This window comes from uncultured Winogradskyella sp. (assembly GCF_947496485.1).
Taxonomy (GTDB): domain Bacteria; phylum Bacteroidota; class Bacteroidia; order Flavobacteriales; family Flavobacteriaceae; genus Winogradskyella.
Genome location: NZ_CANMCZ010000001.1, coordinates 515,715 through 533,524, shown reverse-complemented (window position 1 = coordinate 533,524; position 17,810 = coordinate 515,715). Strand labels below are relative to the sequence as shown.

Sequence of the window (17,810 nt, the reverse complement as noted above, 5' to 3'; positions counted from 1 at the left end):
ATAATATGTTTTGTAATTAATCTATTAGTATTAATTTTAAATACTCTTTGTATCCAAAAGTAATTCTATAAATCGCTGATCCTTCACCTTTCTTTAATTCAACATTGGTTTCTGTCTGCTCTTCCATTTCTACTTCTAATAAATTTGAAGAACACCAATCAATTTTTGCTTGTATAAGATGTTTGCCAGGTGTAAGTTCTAGTTCGAGATTTTCACCATTTTTTATTTTAGTTATTAGTTTTCCATTAACCTCTATTTTGATTTTTCTAGCTCTATTTTCGTATTCAGAAATTCTATTGATATGTAATATTGGCACGTCTTTTTTATTATGAGATTCCTTCTACCGTAGGAATTTGGTTAATACTTTATACAAACATTCTTGGCTTCTGTGAAAAAACGTAAGGCTTCAAAACCACCTTCGCGACCAACACCAGATGCTTTTACACCGCCAAAAGGCGTGCGTAAATCACGCATCATCCAAGTGTTTACCCAAACAATACCAGCTTGAAGTTGATTACTTAGTCTCATGGTGCGTTTTAAGTCGTTTGTCCATAATGTAGCTGATAAACCGTATTTGACTTTATTTGCCATTTGAAGGACTTCGTCTTCAGTATTAAAAGGCATAATGGTAACGACTGGGCCAAAAATTTCTTCTTGGTTCACTCTGCATTCATCATTGGGTACTTCGATAACGGTTGGCTCTAGGTAATAACCGTTTTCATAACCTTGAACAGTAACTTCATTTCCGCCACACAAAATAGTTCCGTTTTCTTCTTTTGCAATTGTAATATAGGCTTTTACTTTTTCCAAGTGTGGTTTAGAGACTAGTGCTCCAATATTAGTGTCTTTTTCTGAAGGATGACCAACTTTTAGTGCTTTCACTTTGTCTACAAAGTCCGCTTTAAATTTCTCATAGATTGAAGCTTCTACAAAAATGCGACTTCCACACAAACAAATTTGACCTTGATTGGCGAATGACGAACGTACGGTTGTATTTAGCATATCCTCATAATCACAGTCTGCAAAGATGATATTTGGGTTTTTACCACCTAACTCTAAAGATAGTTTTTTAAACATTGGTGCTGCAACTTTGGCAATATGTGCGCCTGTTCCTGTGCCACCTGTAAAAGAAATAGCTTTAATATCTGGATGTTCAATTATGGCTTGACCAGTTGTGGTGCCTAAGCCATGAACAATATTTAAAACACCTTTAGGTAAACCCGCTTCAATGCATATTTCTCCTAAAAGAAAAGCGGTCATTGGTGTGACTTCGCTTGGCTTAGCTACAACACAATTACCTGCAGCAAGCGCTGGTGCAATTTTCCATGTAAATAAATAGAGTGGAAGGTTCCATGGTGAAATACAGCCTACAACTCCAATCGGTTGTCTTAAAGTATAGTTTATAGCATTTTGCCCAACAGATTCATGGCTTTCACTAGCAAACTGCGTAATAGCATTGCCAAAGAATCTAAAGTTACTCGCAGCTCTTGGGATATCAACAGATTTAGCTAAACTAATTGGTTTTCCATTATCTAGACTTTCAGCCTCTGCAAACTGTTGTAAGTTGGTTTCTAGTAATTCTGAAATATTAATTAAAATACGACTTCGTTCTTCAAAAGTAGTTTGTGACCACTGCATAAAGGCAGATTTGGCACTTTTATAAGCTTCTTCAACATCTTCTTTGGATGAGTTCGGTATTTGGCTATAAACCTCACCACTCGATGGGTTATAGTTTTCTAGCCATTCATTATTGATTGGATTTACAAATTTTCCGTTGATGAAGTTTAAAATATTCATTACTGCAATTTAAAGATTTATTGGCATATTACTTATTAAGAACTTAATCATTCGTCTCTTCTAAAATGGTATCTATAGTCTTTCCTATTCGTTCTAGACTTTTCTTAGCTGCCACAACTCTGTAAAGGTAATCGTCAGTAATGTTTTCAAACTCAATATCATTAAAAATGGCATACTTATCTATTTTAAGGTTTGTGTTTTCTTTCCAATTTAATGCTCCATATTTATCTATGTCTTTTAATGCATAATGTTGTGACAGATATGGTATTAATTCATTGTCTATTTTTAATTCCGCACGTTCAAAAGCAACGTGTACGTCTTTGAGTTCGCTTTGCCAATTGTAGAGTAATGTTTTAAGTTTCTTATTTTTCAATAATCTTAATCTACCAGATTGTATAAGGTCATTAATCGTGTTTTCACTTGGTCGAAACTCACCAGGTTCGAGAACCATATATAATAAACTATCTATATTTTTGGTTTTTAATTCCTCCTCTGGTTTTCCTATAAGATTCATTATGGTATATCCTGTTTGTTTTGCAATTTTTGTTGCGGACATATTTTTTTCAAATAATTTCTTGTTTTCAGAAAACTCATCATAGAGGTTCTGTAGTATAGAACTTTCTTCTAAGCTTTCCTTTCTGTTTTCATTCCAATTATTAATCTGAAGTGCAATGAGAATACCAATCACAACAAGTATGATTTCGCCAATAGCGTATTTGAAGTATTTACCTGTTTTATTCTCCATAAGTAAGTTTTGGCGTATATGTCTAAAGAATTTTATCATAGTCATTCAGCAGAAGTTTCTTCTAGTATTTGAGATATTAATTGTTTTGATATTTCAAACTGTGCTTTCGCCTCATGTAGCACAAATAATTTGTCGTCAATATGGTTTTCAAATTCTGGATTTTGCAGCAAGCCTAGATTGCTAATTGGTAATTGAGATGGCTTATAGTTAAAAGTTTCTGCTGTAGCGTCAATATTTCTTAGCGATCCATTAGCTTTTATAAATTTTATAAGATCCTTACTTGTATTCTCCATTTGCTCTTCTGTCTCTTTCATTTGATTAAAAAAACGTGTCCATTTGAATAATAGTTTTTTTAGTCTGTTACTTTTTAATTTGGATAATCCACCAGAGCTTTTAAGATCATTTAAAACAAACTCGCTAGGTTTCCAAGTTGGACTCGTTAAAATGCTACCTATTATACTATCTAAACTTTTAATATTATCAGTACTGTTTTCTTCTTTAAACATTGAAAAAATAAGTTCCATCTTATTCGTCACTTTCAACAGATCTAGATTTATTGAGTCTAAGTCTTTTAAATTGTCTTGAAACTCTTCATTAAGGTTTGCAAGCGTGATTTTTTCTTGTATACCTTCTAATCGTGTTTCATTCCAATTATTAATCTGTAATGCTATGAGAATCCCAATAACCACAAGGATAATTTCGCCAATGGCGTATTTGAAGTATTTGCCTGTTTTGTTTTCCATGAGTAGGTTTTGACGGATTTTTCGGAAGAATTTAATCATTGGTTTTATTCAATTAGTAAATAGCCTTTGTTAACAGCGATAAATTTCTGTAAGCAATTACCATCAGTATCTATTTGTTCTGCAATAACGGTGTAATCTCCACCTAAACCTGCAAATTCTGGTCTCGACACTCTAAATTCGTTGGGTTTTAGTAGATATGAGCCACCAATTTTACCGTCATTTATCATATTGAGCTTAATGTCTTTGGTGCTTAAATTGCCTATTAAATAACTAAATCGCAGCTCGTCATTTTTACTTGCTTGGTGTTGTTTGCAATCTGTTGGTATAAAAGCGCTCATGCCTTTACTTTTATATAGGGTTTCTAACGCTGCTTTATCATAATTTTCTTGTACCATTTTAATGGTGCTTAACAATGCCATGTTGCTTGCTCTGAATCTTGAAAGTTGATCATAATAATTTTGAATATTAATCCAGTACAGTTCAACTGTTTTTTTATAATCCTTATTTGTTAACATGTATTGAAATCGCTCTTCTTTAGAGGTACTGTCTAGTCTAACTAAGGATACCTTTTTGGTTAGTGTTTCTATATTTTCCTGAATATTATTATAAAGAACGTTCCATTGCTGATCCATCAGGTCTTTTCTATGAACGAATCTTTTTACTGCATTTATGATAGGACGAAGCTTTTTGTCAGCTGATTTTTCGTTATCCAAAACAACAGATATGTTTTCAGTTTTTGGTGTAGTGATTTCCCAATTTGCAGTAACGATACCAATTAAATCATTGCTTCTGTAGTCGTTTAGCGTTAACCCATCAAAAAGTACTTGTTTGCAGATTTTGTCTTGCGTTTTATAAAAATTAAGGGTAAAACTGGCATTATCAAAATTATACAAGAGGTCGTCTTCTAGCGTAATTAGGGTTTCGCTAATAAGTTCTAAATTTTTACGTTGCTCATTGCGATTGTTAAACTGTAACGCAATCAATATTCCAATAACCACAAGGATAATTTCGCCAATGGCATAGAGTAGGTACTTACTGAATTTGTTTTCAGTAAGAAGACGTTTACGAATACGTCGAAAAAATTTTATCATTTACTTTCTTGGTTGAAAGTAAATTAGGTTGATGGTTGTAGTTGAGGTTGGTTAACTATTGGTGTTTAAATATAGTGATATGTTACAAAGCAATTTGAAACACGATAAGATTCCTACTTTCGCAGGAATGGCAATTACGATTTCTTATATGCCATCACTTTTATTTCTATCACCAAATCTGGATGTGGTAATTGATGAACAGCAACTGTGGTTCTGGTTGGTCCTGTTTCTTTATCAAAAAATTCTGCATAGGCTCTATTGTAATCGGCAAAGTCATTCATATTTACTAAAAACGAAGTGACATCTACTACATCTTTTAAAGACGCTCCAACTTTGGCTAGATTACCATCGATGTTTTTTAAAACTTCTTGGGTTTGGGTATAAGCGTTAAGCTTTTTTGTGCCCATCTCGTCAATAATATCAACTCCTGCAATAGTATTGTCTGGTCGTCTAGAACTTGTACCAGAGACGAAAATAAAATCTCCTACTTGTTTCACATGTGGATAGGCTCCTCTTGGTGTAACTATTTTATCACTCATAATATCTTAATGTAATCCAGCAATTTTATCATCTTCTAAAATCGCTTCAGTTTCCATTTTTACTTTGTCTAAAATATCTTTTATGTCATCATCTGTAGAAATCACTCCATCTGATAACATATTTAAAATCGCTTTGTCTTGTGCTCTTCCTCTAAGCATGGCTTCTCTATAACCAATATGCTCATTAAAGGTAACCAAACTATATTTTGAAGAATAGTCTTCTGGGAATTCTTTTTCGAGAGCCATTTCTATTTTTCGTTTCTCTTGAAATATTGCCTGACCAACATGGTCTTTCATTTCATGAAAATTGTCAATAGCTAAATCGGCAATGGCATCAGTATCTTTCTTTCTTACTTTATCGTATTCCGAAAAGACGGTTTCCCAATTACCTTCATATTTGTCTAAAATAGTATCAAACTCTACTACGTCTTCAAAAGAAGCATTCATCCCTTGTCCATAAAAAGGAACAATAGCATGAGCAGAATCTCCCATTAATAACGTATTTCCTTTATAATTCCAAGGTGAACATTTAACGGTTCCTAAAGGTGCAGTTGGATTCTCGAAGAAATCTTCAACAAGGTTTGGCATTAATTCTAAAGTATCTGGGAACTCTTTTTCAAAAAATTCAGTTACGATTTCTGGAGTGGTAAGATTATTAAAATTGTATTCGCCTTCGTCATAACTTAAAAATAGTGTAACTGTAAAACTACCATCTAAATTTGGTAATGCGATAACCATAAAGTCTCCTCTAGGCCAAATATGTAATGCATTTTTGTATGTTTTATAACCTCCATCATCTGCTGGGAGAATACTTAACTCTTTGTAACCATGTGTTAGCCAATGTTGTGAAAAACTAAATAAGAACTTACGTTCTAAAAAGTAACTTTGACGTAATGCAGAACCTGCTCCATCGGTTGCAATGATGCAATCAGCATCTTCAATAAATTCGTCTTTTGTATTATAATCTTGAAACAGCGCTGTTGTTTTTTCAAAATCTACAGATAAACATTTTTTATTGAAATGAATCTTTACATTTTTGTGTTTTTCGGCTTCGTCTAAAAGCAGAGCATTTAAGCCTCCTCTAGATATTGAGTTAATATATTCGTGTTCGCGACCACTATAATTTGATAAAAATGTATTTCCTTCTTTGTCATGAAGCATTCTTCCATTCATAGGAATACAGAGCGCTTTGACTTTATCTTCAATGCCAACCATCTTCATGGCTTTATTACCGCGATCTGAAAATGCTAAGTTAATTGAACGACCAGCAGAAATATCTGTACGCCGCAAATCTGGACGCATTTCATAAACGGTTACGTTGTAGCCTCGTTGTCCTAGTCTTAAGGCTAGTAAACTTCCGCAGAGACCTGCTCCTATAATTAATATGTTTTGTTGTTTATTACTCATCTAAAATCGCTTTCATTTTTTCAACCATTTGATAGACATCTTCAAATGAATTATATAGTGGTACAGGTGCACATCTAATAACATCGGGTTCTCTCCAATCACTTATCACACCAGCTTCCATTAATTGATTATGTAATGATTTATCTGCGTTTAATACTTGTATAGATAATTGGCATCCACGCTCTTCAGGATTTTCTGGTGTGATAATTCTAATAACGTCTTCACCAAGTGCTTTTAATAGAAACTCAAAGTAGCCTGTTAGTTTTTTCGACTTTTTAAGAAGCTTATCCATGCCAACTTCATTAAACATATCTAAAGAGGCTTTAATTGCAGCCATGGATAAAATAGGTGGATTACTGAGTTGCCAACCTTCGGCTCCTGGTAACACATCAAACTCATGACGCATATTAAAACGTGTTTCTTTATTATGACTCCACCAACCTGTAAATCGATTTAGATCTTTATCATAAGCATGTCGCTCATGGACAAAACAACCAGACAAACTTCCAGGACCAGAATTCATGTATTTGTACGTACACCAAACTGCAAAGTCAGCACCTGAGTTATGTAAATCTAAATCTACATTTCCTGCTCCATGGGCACAATCGAAACCAACCATACAACCGAGGCTATGCCCTAGTTTGGTAATGCGTTTTAAATCGAAAAACTGACCTGTGTAGTAATTCACACCACCAATCATTATTAACGCAATCTCACTGCCATGTGCTTTAAGAATGTCTTCTAAATCCTGATAGTTTAATAATTCTTCTCCTTCTCTAGGTGACCAGAGAATAAGACTTTCTTTATCATCAAAACCGTGATGTCGTAATTGGGATTCTACAGCATATTTATCTGATGGAAAAGCATCACTTTCAATAAGAATTTTATAACGTTCTTTCGTCGGTTGATAGAACGACGCCATCATAAAATGAAGATTCGCTGTTAACGAATTCATAGTAACAACTTCAATGGGTTTTGCTCCAACCAGTTTTGCAGAAGCTTCAGTTAAAAACTCATGATATGGAAGCCAAGGGTTTTTAGCATGTGTATGACCTTCTACACCAAGATTTGCCCAATCTTCTAACTCTTGATTTATATATGCTTTTGTAGATTTTGGTTGTAAGCCCAATGAATTTCCACAGAGATAAATTAGTTCATTTCCGTATTTATCTTTTGGAATATGAAACTGTTTTCTATAGCTAGATAATTCGTCTAATTCGTCTTGTTGTTTAGCGTAATTAAGACCAAGTTTATAATTGGACAATTTGAATTGATTTATCGGTTGCTAACAAAAATAAGGATTTAAAGCGAAGGATTAAAGGTGTTTCATTCGATAAGAATTTTAATTATCTTTAAAGAAACAATTAAGTTATGGGAAAGACAAAAGAATACTCAAACGGAGAGGTAAACGTAGTTTGGGAAGCAGAAAAATGTATACACTCAGGTATTTGTGTTAAAGGCTTACCAAATGTATTTAAACCTAATGAAAGACCTTGGATTAAGATTGATGCAGCTTCAACAGATGAATTAATTGAAACAGTTAAAAAGTGTCCTAGTGGTGCTTTGAGTTATTACATGAACAATGAAGATGACCAAACATCTGAATCTTTGGAAACAAAAGTTGAAGTTTTAGAAAATGGACCGCTTTTGGTTTATGGTACTTTAAAAGTAACTCACAAGGATGGAAATGAAGAAACTAAAAATAGAACAACTGCATTTTGTCGTTGTGGAGCTTCACAAAATAAACCTTATTGTGATGGAGCACATGTAAAAGAAGATTTTAGAGGGTAGAAAAAAGCACTTTAGCTAGTAAGATAAAGTGCTTGGATATATATAGGCGCCAAAAGGCGGAAAATGTAAGCTATACGTTTTAAGTCAAAACGACAGACGTGAAACTTACATTATAGATTACAAAAGTAATGCCAAAAATTGAATTTAGTATTACTCTAATGTTATGCTTACATCAGCAAAGTTTAAATTCCAGTTACCACCTTCTTGCTTATGGTCTATGGCAATTTTAATGCCGTTGAAATCTTTATAATTTTCGAAAGTTGTAGTTAGAGATGGTTCTTCAGAATTACCTTTTCTAAATACCCATTCTTTAATTTCAAAATTGTTGTCATAATAAATATCATAAGCATCACCTGGTGTGTAACCTCCTTCCTCAGGATATGTTAATGTTATCATATTCATTTTAGTTTTACTAATAGGTGCCTCTAAAAATTTAGGAACTGAGATTTCTGCTGAGTTATCCCAAACCAATTGATAAGGGACTAGTAACCAATATTTATCATTAATAAAGCCTCTATCTGCTCTAATATGTGTACTATCCATCTGGCTTCTATTATAACTAACTGTTGTTTCTCCAGCCGTCATTGTTACACTGTCTTCTTTGGGTTTCCAAACCCAAGATCTGCCTTTTCCTTTTATAGTATCTCTATCGACTTTAAACGTAAATTTTACTTCTGATACGTTTTTCCAATTTTCAAAACCATGAGCGTTGGCTATTTTTTGTGCCACAGTAATTTCTTTTGGCTCTTTTTTTGTTGGTGTTTCAGATTTGTCAGACTTACAAGCAGAAACTAGTAATAAGCAAATCAAACCAAGATATAATGACTTCATTTTAAAAAGATGTTTTAAATTACGTTCAAAATTAATCAATGATGGAAGAGCACACTAATTATTTTGATGTAAATAGAGATACTTGGAACCAAAAAGTTGGTATTCATGCAGAAAGTAAAATGTATAAAATGAATGCTTTCAAATCTGGTGAAACTTCTTTGATGCCTTATGAATTGAAAGCATTAGGCGATGTTAGTGGTAAATCTTTACTGCACTTACAATGCCATTTTGGGCAAGATACCTTGAGTTGGAGTAGAATGGGAGCAAAGGCAGTTGGAGTGGATTTGAGTGATGAAGGCATAAAATTAGCAAAACAATTAAATGACGAATTAAAACTTAATGCTGAATTTGTTTGTTGCAATGTTTTAGATACTTCTGAGCATGTTTCTGAAACTTTTGATATTATATTTACTAGCTATGGAACTATTGGTTGGTTGCCAGATTTAAAACCTTGGGCCAAAATGATTGCTGAGCGTCTTAAAGTTGGAGGAACGTTTTATATAGTTGAGTTCCATCCTATTTTATGGATGTTTGATTATGTAGATGGAGAATCTAAAATGAAATACCATTATAATAGAAAAGAAGCTATTTATGAAGAGTACGAAGGTACTTATGCCAATCAATCTTCAAAAATGGTAAGTAAAGAATATGGCTGGAATCATGGATTAGCTGAAGTTTTGAATTCTCTTATTGAAGCAGGATTACAGATAGACTATCTCAATGAATATGATGAAAGCCCTTATGATGTATTTCCTGATTTAGTAAAGCTTGATAACGGAATGTATAAGATGAAAGATCAACTTTTTCCTATGTTGTTTGAACTGAAAGCGACTAAGAAGTAGAATAAAAAAAGCCTGAAATTAATTTCAGGCTTTTTTTATTTAATGTTTTTCTTCTTCTTTCAGTAACTCAGGAAACTTAGCTTTAAATCGATTTAGCCTTGGTACTGATACATTTCTAATATAACCTTGATTAGGGTGAAGACGTTCATAATTTTGATGATAATCTTCGCCAACCCAAAATTTCTGAAATGGATATACTTCCGCTGCAATTGTAGCATCTAGCTCTTTTGCTAAAGCAGCTTTTTTGTCTTCAATAATTTTCTTTTGATCATTATCTTGATAAAAGATTATGGAGCGGTATTGCGAACCTCTATCTGGTCCTTGTCCATTAACTTGCGTAGGATTTTGAGAACCAAAATACACATCTACTAATGTTGCAAAGGTCACCACTTCTGGATCATAGATAACTTCTACAGCTTCTGCATGTCCTGTTCTACCTGTATTACTAGCTTCATAGGTTGGTTTTTCTGTATATCCACCAGAATATCCATTTATAACTTCGTCAACACCTTTGACGCTCTCGTAAACCGCTTCAACACACCAAAAACAACCACTGGCAAAATAAGCTCTTGCTTTACCATCTTCTAATGGAACAACAACAGGTTCTGCATCAATTACAGCTTGTTGTTTTTCATTGACTTGTGCTTGATTGTGACAACTAAAAAATAAACTAATGCTTAAAACGTAAAGTAATTTTTTCATGATTATATTTTCTTTTTCTAATAGACGTGTAAAATTACAATTCCTTAAACCGAATTGTTTTAAAATTTTATTAAATAAAAAAGCCTTCACAATCGTGAAGGCTTAATCTAAATTATGTTGAAAAATTACTTACTTAGTTTAGCAAATAATTTACCCATTTTCACTTTTTCCTCTTCAGCTAGAGCAGCATCAACTAAGATACGTCCACTATGCTCATCAGTAATTACTTTTTTACGAGAAGCAATTTCTACTTGTACTTGAGGTGGAATAGTAAAGAATGATCCACCAGATGCACCACGCTCAATAGCAACAACTGCTAAACCATTTTTAACGTTGTTTCTAATTCTATGGTACGCATTTACCAAACGCTCTTCAATTTTCTTCTGAAATTCTTGAGATTTCCCTAAAAGGGCTTCTTCTTCTTTTTCAGTTTCCTTTAAAATAGCGTTAAGTTCACCTTTTTTGTGTTTGAGGTGCGCATTACGATCTTTTAATCGGTCTTTAGTTTCAGAAATAACTTCTTTTTTCTGATCTATTTGTACCTTAAATTCTTTGATGTGCTTTTCTGCCAATTGAATTTCTAATTCTTGAAATTCAATTTCTTTTGTCAATGAGTTATATTCTCTGTTATTTCTAACATTCTTTTGTTGCTCACTGTATTTTTTGATTAAAGCTTTTGCCTCTTCAATTAAATTCTTTTTCCCTTTAATCTCATCGTCAATAATAGCTAGGCTATCATTTAGCTTTTCCATTCTTGTGTTAAGTCCTTCAACTTCGTCTTCTAAATCTCTAACTTCTAAAGGAAGCTCACCTCTGACATTTCTTATTTCGTCTACTCTAGAGTCAATTAATTGTAAATCATATAGTGCTCTTAATCGCTCTTCAACAGAAACTTCAGCTTTTTTTGCCATAATTATAAATACTTTACCGGATTTGTATTTGTCTTTGATAAAATGATTGCAAAATTAGTAATTTTTTTCGAGAGATAGTCTACTAAAAACGATTTTGTGAACTGTTCACTTTCATAATGCCCAATATCTGCTAGTATTATATCATTTTCTGCACTGAAAAAGTCATGATATTTTAGATCTGCGGTCACTAAAAGGTCAGCTCCTTTAGCCTTTGCAGCATTAATTGCAAAACTACCTGAACCTCCTAAAACGGCAATTTTTTTAATTGGCTTTTCTGATAATGTTGTATGTCTTACACACTCAGTGTTCATTTTATTTTTAATATATAGCAAACAATCTTTTGCGCTCATTTCGCTTTGGAGTTCGCCAATCATTCCCATGCCTATATGCTGATTAGTGTTTTCTAAAGTTGAAACTTCATAAGCCACCTCTTCATATGGGTGTGCTTCAAAAAGCATTTTTAAAACTTTTGATTCTAAATGTTTTTTAAAGGTTACTGATATGGCGGTTTCGTTTTCAGTATGTAATTGCCCTTTTTCTCCAATTGCAGGATTTGAGTCTTCATTACCTAAATAGGTGCCTTCTCCATCTACATTAAAACTGCAAGATTCATAGTTTCCTAACATTCCTGCTCCTGCATTAAAAAGTGCTTGCCTTAGTTCTTGGGCATTAGCCTTCGGAACATAAGTCTGTAGTTTTTTGATAGTAGCAGCTTGTGGTATTAAGATTTTCTTGTTTTTTAATCCTAATTGGTCACAAATAATTGAATTAACTCCTTCTATAGCATTATCTAAGGCTGTATGAATAGAGAAAATAGCAATATTATGTTGTATGGCTTTAATGACTACACGCTCTACATAGGTTTTTCCAGTTAGTTTTTTTAGGCCTTTAAAAATGATAGGGTGGAAGCTAACAATGAGATTGCAATTACTCTCAATTGCTTCTTCAACAACAGTTTCAAGTGTGTCTAGTGTTACTAAAATACCAGAGACAGATTGGTTTTTGTCTCCAACTAAAAGACCAACGTTATCAAAATCTTCGGCATAAGCTAATGGAGCTAAGTCTTGTAAGTGGTTTATAACATCTTGAACAATCATAAAGTATCAATTTGTATCAAAAATAGTATATTTTCATCTGTAATTCTTTATTTTATTAAATAGGTCAGATGTAATTCGTCATTCATATATTTGTTTAATATTTAATCTTTAGTTACTCATTTCGTAGTTGTGAAGTTGATCCGAATCATATTATTCCCAATTGTACCAATTTATTATTTGGTAACATGGTTACGAAATAAACTTTATGATGCTGAAATAAAGTCTTCAAAATCATATAATTTTCCTATTATTTGTGTTGGAAACCTCAGTACTGGTGGCACCGGAAAAACTCCTATGGTTGAATATTTGATCCGATTATTAAAGGATGAAAAGCGACTTGCCACATTAAGTAGAGGTTACAAACGAAAAACAGATGGGTTTATTCTAGCGGATGAAAATGCAACAACCGACTCTATTGGTGATGAACCGTTTCAATTCTATAATAAGTTTAAAAATGAAATAAGTGTTGCTGTAGATTCTAATCGTCAGAATGGTATTGTTAGACTTAGAAGTTTAGATCCTAAACCTGAAGTTGTTTTATTAGATGACGCATTTCAGCATAGAAAAGTAAAAGCAGGTTTTAATGTTTTGCTAACAGCTTACAATAATCTCTATTATAATGATATAGTTTTGCCAACAGGCAATTTGCGAGAGCCTCAATCTGGTGCGAAAAGAGCGGATATTGTTGTGGTTACCAAGTGCAGAAAGGATCTTTCGGAAGTGGAAAAAAGTAAGATAATTTCAGAATTGAAACTAAGAAATACTCAAAAAGTATTTTTTAGTTATATTGAATATGCCGAAACTGTAATGTCTGAATTTGATACTTTAGAACTTGCTACTCTTCCTAAGTTTACCCTTGTTACAGGTATAGCAGATGCAAAACCATTAGTTGATTTTTTAGCTTATAAAGGATTACATTTTGATCATTTAGAATACAACGATCATTATAATTTCAAAACCTCTGATATTGAATTCTTAGCAACTAAACCATTAGTAATTACTACAGAAAAGGATTATGTACGTTTATCAAATGATGGAAGATTAAATGATAAATTGTATTTCTTACCAATTCAAATAGCAATAGACCAATCAGAAGTTTTTGATGCTGCTGTTAAGTCGTTTATTGACTAAAAAAAGCTAGATACTATTTTTTCACCAGAAAGGGCAGCATATAATTTCTTTTCAAAATCTTCTTGCTTAAAAGGTTTTGAAATAATATCATCGAAACCAGCTTCACCAAATTCTTGCATTTTGTCTTCTAAAGTAACAGCTGTTAGTGCAAAAATGGTGAGTTCTTTATCAAAAGTCCTTATAATTTTTGTCGCTTCCAATCCACTAATACCTGGCATGTGAATATCCATTAGCACTACATCATAAGTAGTTTCTTTTACTTGTTCAACAGCGTCTTCGCCATTGTCAACCACATCACAATACAGATCCATTTTGTTTAGAATCTTTTTGGTAATCATCTGATTGATTTTGTTGTCTTCTACAATTAGAATCTTAACATTGCTTAAGTCCAAATCTTCCATCTTATTAGATTTTTTAGTTTCTTCTACTTTAGGTTTTTCGACAATTTCAGTGTATTCTAAAGGAATTTCAAAAGAGAATGTTGTGCCTTTTCCAAGCTCACTCTTTAGATAAATTTTTCCTTTAAGAATTTCAATTAGTCCTTTTACAATAGATAGACCTAGACCAGTACCTCCATACTTTCTGTTAATTTGCACAGAGCCTTGAGAGAAACTCTCAAACATGTGGTCTTGTTTTTCTTTTGTAATACCAATACCATTATCTTCAATTTCAAAGCGAAGATTGTACACATTGTTTTTTTGATCAATTTTGCACGCTCTCACCCAGATGTCTCCATCTTTTGTGAATTTAATAGCATTTCCAAGTAGGTTAATTAAGATTTGGGAAATCTTTAATTGGTCACCAATATATGTTTCTGGTAAACCGTCTTCATACTCAAAATGTAATTTGGTGTTATTATCGTTAGCTGAATTACTCAGGGCAGAAATTACATTTTCTAGTTTGTGTTTGAGGTTGAATTCTTCAGGGTCTAATTCAACTTTATTAGCTTCAATTTTATTTATCTGTAGAATATCGTTGATAAAAGTTAATAGATAGTCTCCAGAAAATTTTAATGATTTTAAATGTGGTATTTGATGATCTTTCGGTTTTTCATCTAATAGCATATTTGTAAGTCCTGTAACTGCATATAACGGAGTACGCAACTCATGCGTTACTGTAGATAAGAAATTAGCTTTTGTCTTAGATGCTAACTCTGCTTTTTCTTTTGCAACAATAAGTTCATCATTTTTTATATGAAGCATATTATTGGTTCTTAATCTTATATTATTGTTTTTGTATAAGGATAAGGTTAATAAAGATAGAATAGTAATTAAAGCAATACTTAATATAGTAGTAATTCTTGTAAAAGCACTCTCAGCTGTAACTTCCTCCACTTGGGCTTTTAACTGAGCATTTTCAGCATCTTTATAATTACTAATAAATTGACCTGTAATTCCTAGTGCTAGGTTTTCGCGCTTAACATTTAATATAGAATCGGATAAAATTAGATGCTTTTTAACATAGTCTAAAGAGCTCTTATAATCATTATTTTTTTCATGAATATCGCTTAATGTTAAGTAGGCTTCATTAACGTTTTCTAAAATTTTATAAGTCTTAGCTATTTCTAAACCTTCTTCAGCTTGTGAAAGGGCTAATTCTATATTGTTTAGAGCACTAGACACTTTTGCACTCTGTATTAGAGCACTACTAAGTCGGCGTTCTTGATCGTATTTTTTAGCAATTATTATGGTTTTTTCGAGCTTGGCTTTAGCCTCTTCGTAACGCTTTAGTGCAATATATACTTTAGCTTCATTTAGTGTAACTTCAGAAATGTATTCGTCTAAATTTTCTTGTTCAAATAAATTTTTTGCTGAATTAAAATACTCTAAGGCAGTTTTGTACTCTTCTTTTGTACTGTGAATTACACCTTTAATGTTATAGGTTATGGCGCGATTACCATAATCATCAATTTCACGTTGAATCTGTAATGCCTTGGTGAGTGAAATATTGGCTTGATCTTGTTCATTAACAAGAAATTGAACTTTTGCAATTTTAGTATAGATTTTGCCTTCGCTAGACCTATCTTTAATTTTTATGGCAATGTCTAAAGCTTTTTGTAAATCGTTTTTTGCATCATAATAATCACCGCGATCACTGTTTAACTTAGCTTGATTAAGATGTTCCTGCAACTTCACAGTAAGCCTTTCTGTGTCCTCTACACTATCTTGTTGTGTAAAAGCCAGACTACAAAAACATGCTAAAAAAACAAATATATAATATTTGACCTGGGACATTTCAGCTCACTTTAATTTGAACAAATATAATTATTTATTCGACAAAAGTGCTTTTTTGTCCGATAAATTGCATAATAAATCTAAAATTCTAGTACTATAGCCTGTTTCATTATCGTACCAACCTACTATTTTTACCATATTACCAATAACGGAAGTCATCTGTGAATCAAAAATGCAAGAGTGTGGATTACCAACAATATCAATAGATACAATTGGGTCTTCAGTATATTCCAAAATACCTTCTAATCTTGATGAAGCTGCGTTTTTAAAAATTGAATTGACTTCTTTTATTGAAGTTGATTTTTCAACATTTATAGTGATATCTGTTAAAGAGCCATTAGCTACAGGAACTCTAATACCACAACCACCTATAACCTCTGCTAAATCTGGGAAAATCTTAGTTAATGCTTTTGCTGCTCCTGTTGTTGTTGGTACTATGGATTGTCCTGCTGCTCTGGCACGTCTTAAATCTCTATGTGGCTGGTCGTGAAGACTCTGGTCAGTTGTATAAGAATGTATTGTTGTAATGTAAGCTTGTTTAATTCCAAAATGTTCATTAATCAAAGCAATCATTGGTGCTGCATTGTTGGTAGTGCAAGATGCGTTGGATAGAATTTTTTCCGTACCATCCGTTAAATTATCATTGACCCCTAAAACGATAGTTTTAATATCATCTTCTAATGATGGAACAGATAATATAACACGTTTTGCTCCATTTTTTATATGATATTGAAGATCAGTTTTAGTTTTGAATTTCCCTGTAGATTCTATAACGAAGTCGGGTTTTTCTTTTGACCAATCAATGGATTTTGGATGCGATTGGTTATAGAGCGGAATAGAAGTATTATTGACGATAATGTGATTGTCATCGAATGAAATAGTTTCTTTTAAAACACCATGTATACTATCATACTTTAACAAGTGACTCAATGTTCTAGCATCTGCTAAATCATTAACAGCAACGATTTGTATATGTGGATGTTGAAGCGCTAGTCTAAAAACACGACGACCAATTCTGCCAAATCCGTTTATGGCAACCGAAATCATTAATTAATGTGTTTTTGAGCTTTATAAGAAGATCTTACTAAAGCACTACTCTCCACATGTCTAAAGCCTAAATCTAAACCGATAGCCTTGTATTCATCAAATTGCTCTGGATTGATAAATTGCTTTACTGGTAAATGCTTTTTGCTAGGTTGGAGGTATTGACCTATTGTAACAACATCGACATCATTTTTGCGCAAATCATGAAGGGTTTCTATAACTTCCTCTCTTTTTTCACCTAAGCCTAGCATAATTCCAGATTTAGTTCTTCGTTGTCCTTGTTGTTTTAAATATTTTAAAACTCCCATACTACGATCGTACTTGGCTTGTATTCTAACTTCTCGAGTTAGTCTTTTAACCGTCTCAATATTATGGGAAACCACTTCTGGAGCTACATCTATAATTCGATCGATGTGTTTCTCTATACCTTGAAAATCTGGAATTAGAGTTTCAAGCGTAGTTTCAGGATTCATACGTCTTACTGCTTTCACAGTTTCTGACCACATGATACTTCCCATATCTTTTAAATCATCTCTATCTACACTTGTTAAAACGGCATGTTTAATTTGCATGAGCTTAATGGAACGTGCTACTTTTTCTGGTTCATCCCAATCCACAGTTTCCGGTCGTCCGGTTTTTACACCGCAAAACCCACAAGAACGCGTACATATATTTCCTAAAATCATAAAAGTAGCTGTACCTTCTCCCCAACATTCTCCCATATTTGGGCAGCTCCCAGAAGTGCAAATCGTATTAAGCTTGTACTTATCTACTAAACTTCTTAGTTCAGTATATTTTTTACCTGTTGGTAATTTTACCCTCAGCCATTTAGGTTTTCGCTCTGGTAAAATATTTGAAGCAACTTTGGTTTCCATGCAGTTTCAATTTCGGAATGCGAAGATACG

At 33.0% G+C, this 17,810-nt stretch carries 18 protein-coding genes; 3 read left to right on the top strand and 15 right to left on the bottom strand.

Annotated features, from left to right (window positions below; all coding sequences use genetic code 11):
- Nucleotides 1–16: 16 nt before the first annotated feature.
- The 8 genes from Q0822_RS02195 to kynU form a co-directional block, all read right to left on the bottom strand.
- Complete coding sequence (locus tag Q0822_RS02195) at nt 17–316, bottom strand: hypothetical protein (RefSeq protein WP_299119577.1); 300 nt, start codon at nt 314–316, stop codon at nt 17–19.
- 41 nt (nt 317–357) lie between these two features.
- Nucleotides 358–1,797 (bottom strand): aldehyde dehydrogenase, encoded by a 1,440-nt coding sequence (locus tag Q0822_RS02190; RefSeq protein WP_299119574.1) that lies wholly within the window; start codon nt 1,795–1,797, stop codon nt 358–360.
- A 43-nt stretch (nt 1,798–1,840) separates the two neighbouring features.
- Nucleotides 1,841–2,542 (bottom strand): DUF6090 family protein, encoded by a 702-nt coding sequence (locus Q0822_RS02185; RefSeq protein WP_299119571.1) that lies wholly within the window; start codon nt 2,540–2,542, stop codon nt 1,841–1,843.
- 41 nt (nt 2,543–2,583) lie between these two features.
- Nucleotides 2,584–3,324: a DUF6090 family protein gene (locus Q0822_RS02180; RefSeq protein ID WP_299119568.1), complete on the bottom strand. Its 741-nt coding sequence runs from the start codon at nt 3,322–3,324 to the stop codon at nt 2,584–2,586.
- A gap of 5 nt (nt 3,325–3,329) precedes the next feature.
- Entirely contained in the window at nt 3,330–4,376 is a 1,047-nt protein-coding gene (locus Q0822_RS02175) for a hypothetical protein (RefSeq protein ID WP_299122275.1), read from the bottom strand.
- A 134-nt stretch (nt 4,377–4,510) separates the two neighbouring features.
- The gene (locus Q0822_RS02170; protein ID WP_299119565.1) at nt 4,511–4,915 is read right to left on the bottom strand and encodes a RidA family protein; all 405 of its coding nucleotides are present in this window, start codon (nt 4,913–4,915) and stop codon (nt 4,511–4,513) included.
- A gap of 6 nt (nt 4,916–4,921) precedes the next feature.
- Nucleotides 4,922–6,322, bottom strand: coding sequence for an NAD(P)/FAD-dependent oxidoreductase (locus Q0822_RS02165; protein ID WP_299119562.1), 1,401 nt, complete (start codon nt 6,320–6,322; stop codon nt 4,922–4,924).
- Nucleotides 6,315–7,586: a kynureninase gene (gene kynU / locus Q0822_RS02160; protein ID WP_299119559.1), complete on the bottom strand. Its 1,272-nt coding sequence runs from the start codon at nt 7,584–7,586 to the stop codon at nt 6,315–6,317. Before kynU ends, Q0822_RS02165 begins: the two co-directional genes overlap by 8 nt.
- A gap of 107 nt (nt 7,587–7,693) precedes the next feature.
- Between kynU and Q0822_RS02155 the strand changes: the two genes are divergently transcribed.
- Nucleotides 7,694–8,113: a (4Fe-4S)-binding protein gene (locus tag Q0822_RS02155; protein WP_299119557.1), complete on the top strand. Its 420-nt coding sequence runs from the start codon at nt 7,694–7,696 to the stop codon at nt 8,111–8,113.
- Between the two features lie 150 nt (nt 8,114–8,263).
- Here Q0822_RS02155 and Q0822_RS02150 read toward each other — a convergent pair whose 3' ends face one another.
- Nucleotides 8,264–8,944, bottom strand: coding sequence for a hypothetical protein (locus tag Q0822_RS02150; protein WP_299119554.1), 681 nt, complete (start codon nt 8,942–8,944; stop codon nt 8,264–8,266).
- A gap of 41 nt (nt 8,945–8,985) precedes the next feature.
- On the opposite strand from Q0822_RS02150, the gene Q0822_RS02145 reads away from it, so the two are divergent.
- The gene (locus tag Q0822_RS02145; RefSeq protein WP_299122240.1) at nt 8,986–9,786 is read left to right on the top strand and encodes a methyltransferase domain-containing protein; all 801 of its coding nucleotides are present in this window, start codon (nt 8,986–8,988) and stop codon (nt 9,784–9,786) included.
- Nucleotides 9,787–9,825: 39 nt separating this feature from the next.
- On the opposite strand, the gene msrA is transcribed toward Q0822_RS02145, so the two are convergent.
- The 3 genes from msrA to Q0822_RS02130 form a co-directional block, all read right to left on the bottom strand.
- On the bottom strand, nt 9,826–10,488 hold the full coding sequence (gene msrA, locus Q0822_RS02140; protein WP_299119551.1) for a peptide-methionine (S)-S-oxide reductase MsrA: 663 nt from the start codon (nt 10,486–10,488) through the stop codon (nt 9,826–9,828).
- A 125-nt stretch (nt 10,489–10,613) separates the two neighbouring features.
- The gene (locus Q0822_RS02135; RefSeq protein WP_299119549.1) at nt 10,614–11,399 is read right to left on the bottom strand and encodes a C4-type zinc ribbon domain-containing protein; all 786 of its coding nucleotides are present in this window, start codon (nt 11,397–11,399) and stop codon (nt 10,614–10,616) included.
- A gap of 2 nt (nt 11,400–11,401) precedes the next feature.
- Nucleotides 11,402–12,496 (bottom strand): Nif3-like dinuclear metal center hexameric protein, encoded by a 1,095-nt coding sequence (locus tag Q0822_RS02130; RefSeq protein ID WP_299119547.1) that lies wholly within the window; start codon nt 12,494–12,496, stop codon nt 11,402–11,404.
- Nucleotides 12,497–12,625: 129 nt separating this feature from the next.
- Between Q0822_RS02130 and lpxK the strand changes: the two genes are divergently transcribed.
- On the top strand, nt 12,626–13,627 hold the full coding sequence (gene lpxK, locus Q0822_RS02125) for a tetraacyldisaccharide 4'-kinase (protein WP_299119546.1): 1,002 nt from the start codon (nt 12,626–12,628) through the stop codon (nt 13,625–13,627).
- On the opposite strand, the gene Q0822_RS02120 is transcribed toward lpxK, so the two are convergent.
- The 3 genes from Q0822_RS02120 to lipA are packed head-to-tail and all read right to left on the bottom strand — an operon-like array spanning nt 13,624 to nt 17,780.
- On the bottom strand, nt 13,624–15,861 hold the full coding sequence (locus Q0822_RS02120; RefSeq protein WP_299119544.1) for an ATP-binding protein: 2,238 nt from the start codon (nt 15,859–15,861) through the stop codon (nt 13,624–13,626). The two genes, lpxK and Q0822_RS02120, sit on opposite strands and share 4 nt — an antisense overlap.
- Before the next feature lie 30 nt (nt 15,862–15,891).
- Nucleotides 15,892–16,908, bottom strand: coding sequence for a type I glyceraldehyde-3-phosphate dehydrogenase (gene gap / locus Q0822_RS02115; RefSeq protein ID WP_299119542.1), 1,017 nt, complete (start codon nt 16,906–16,908; stop codon nt 15,892–15,894).
- Entirely contained in the window at nt 16,908–17,780 is an 873-nt protein-coding gene (lipA, locus tag Q0822_RS02110) for a lipoyl synthase (protein ID WP_299119539.1), read from the bottom strand. The genes gap and lipA overlap by 1 nt, the downstream gene beginning before the upstream one ends.
- Nucleotides 17,781–17,810 lie beyond the last annotated feature (30 nt).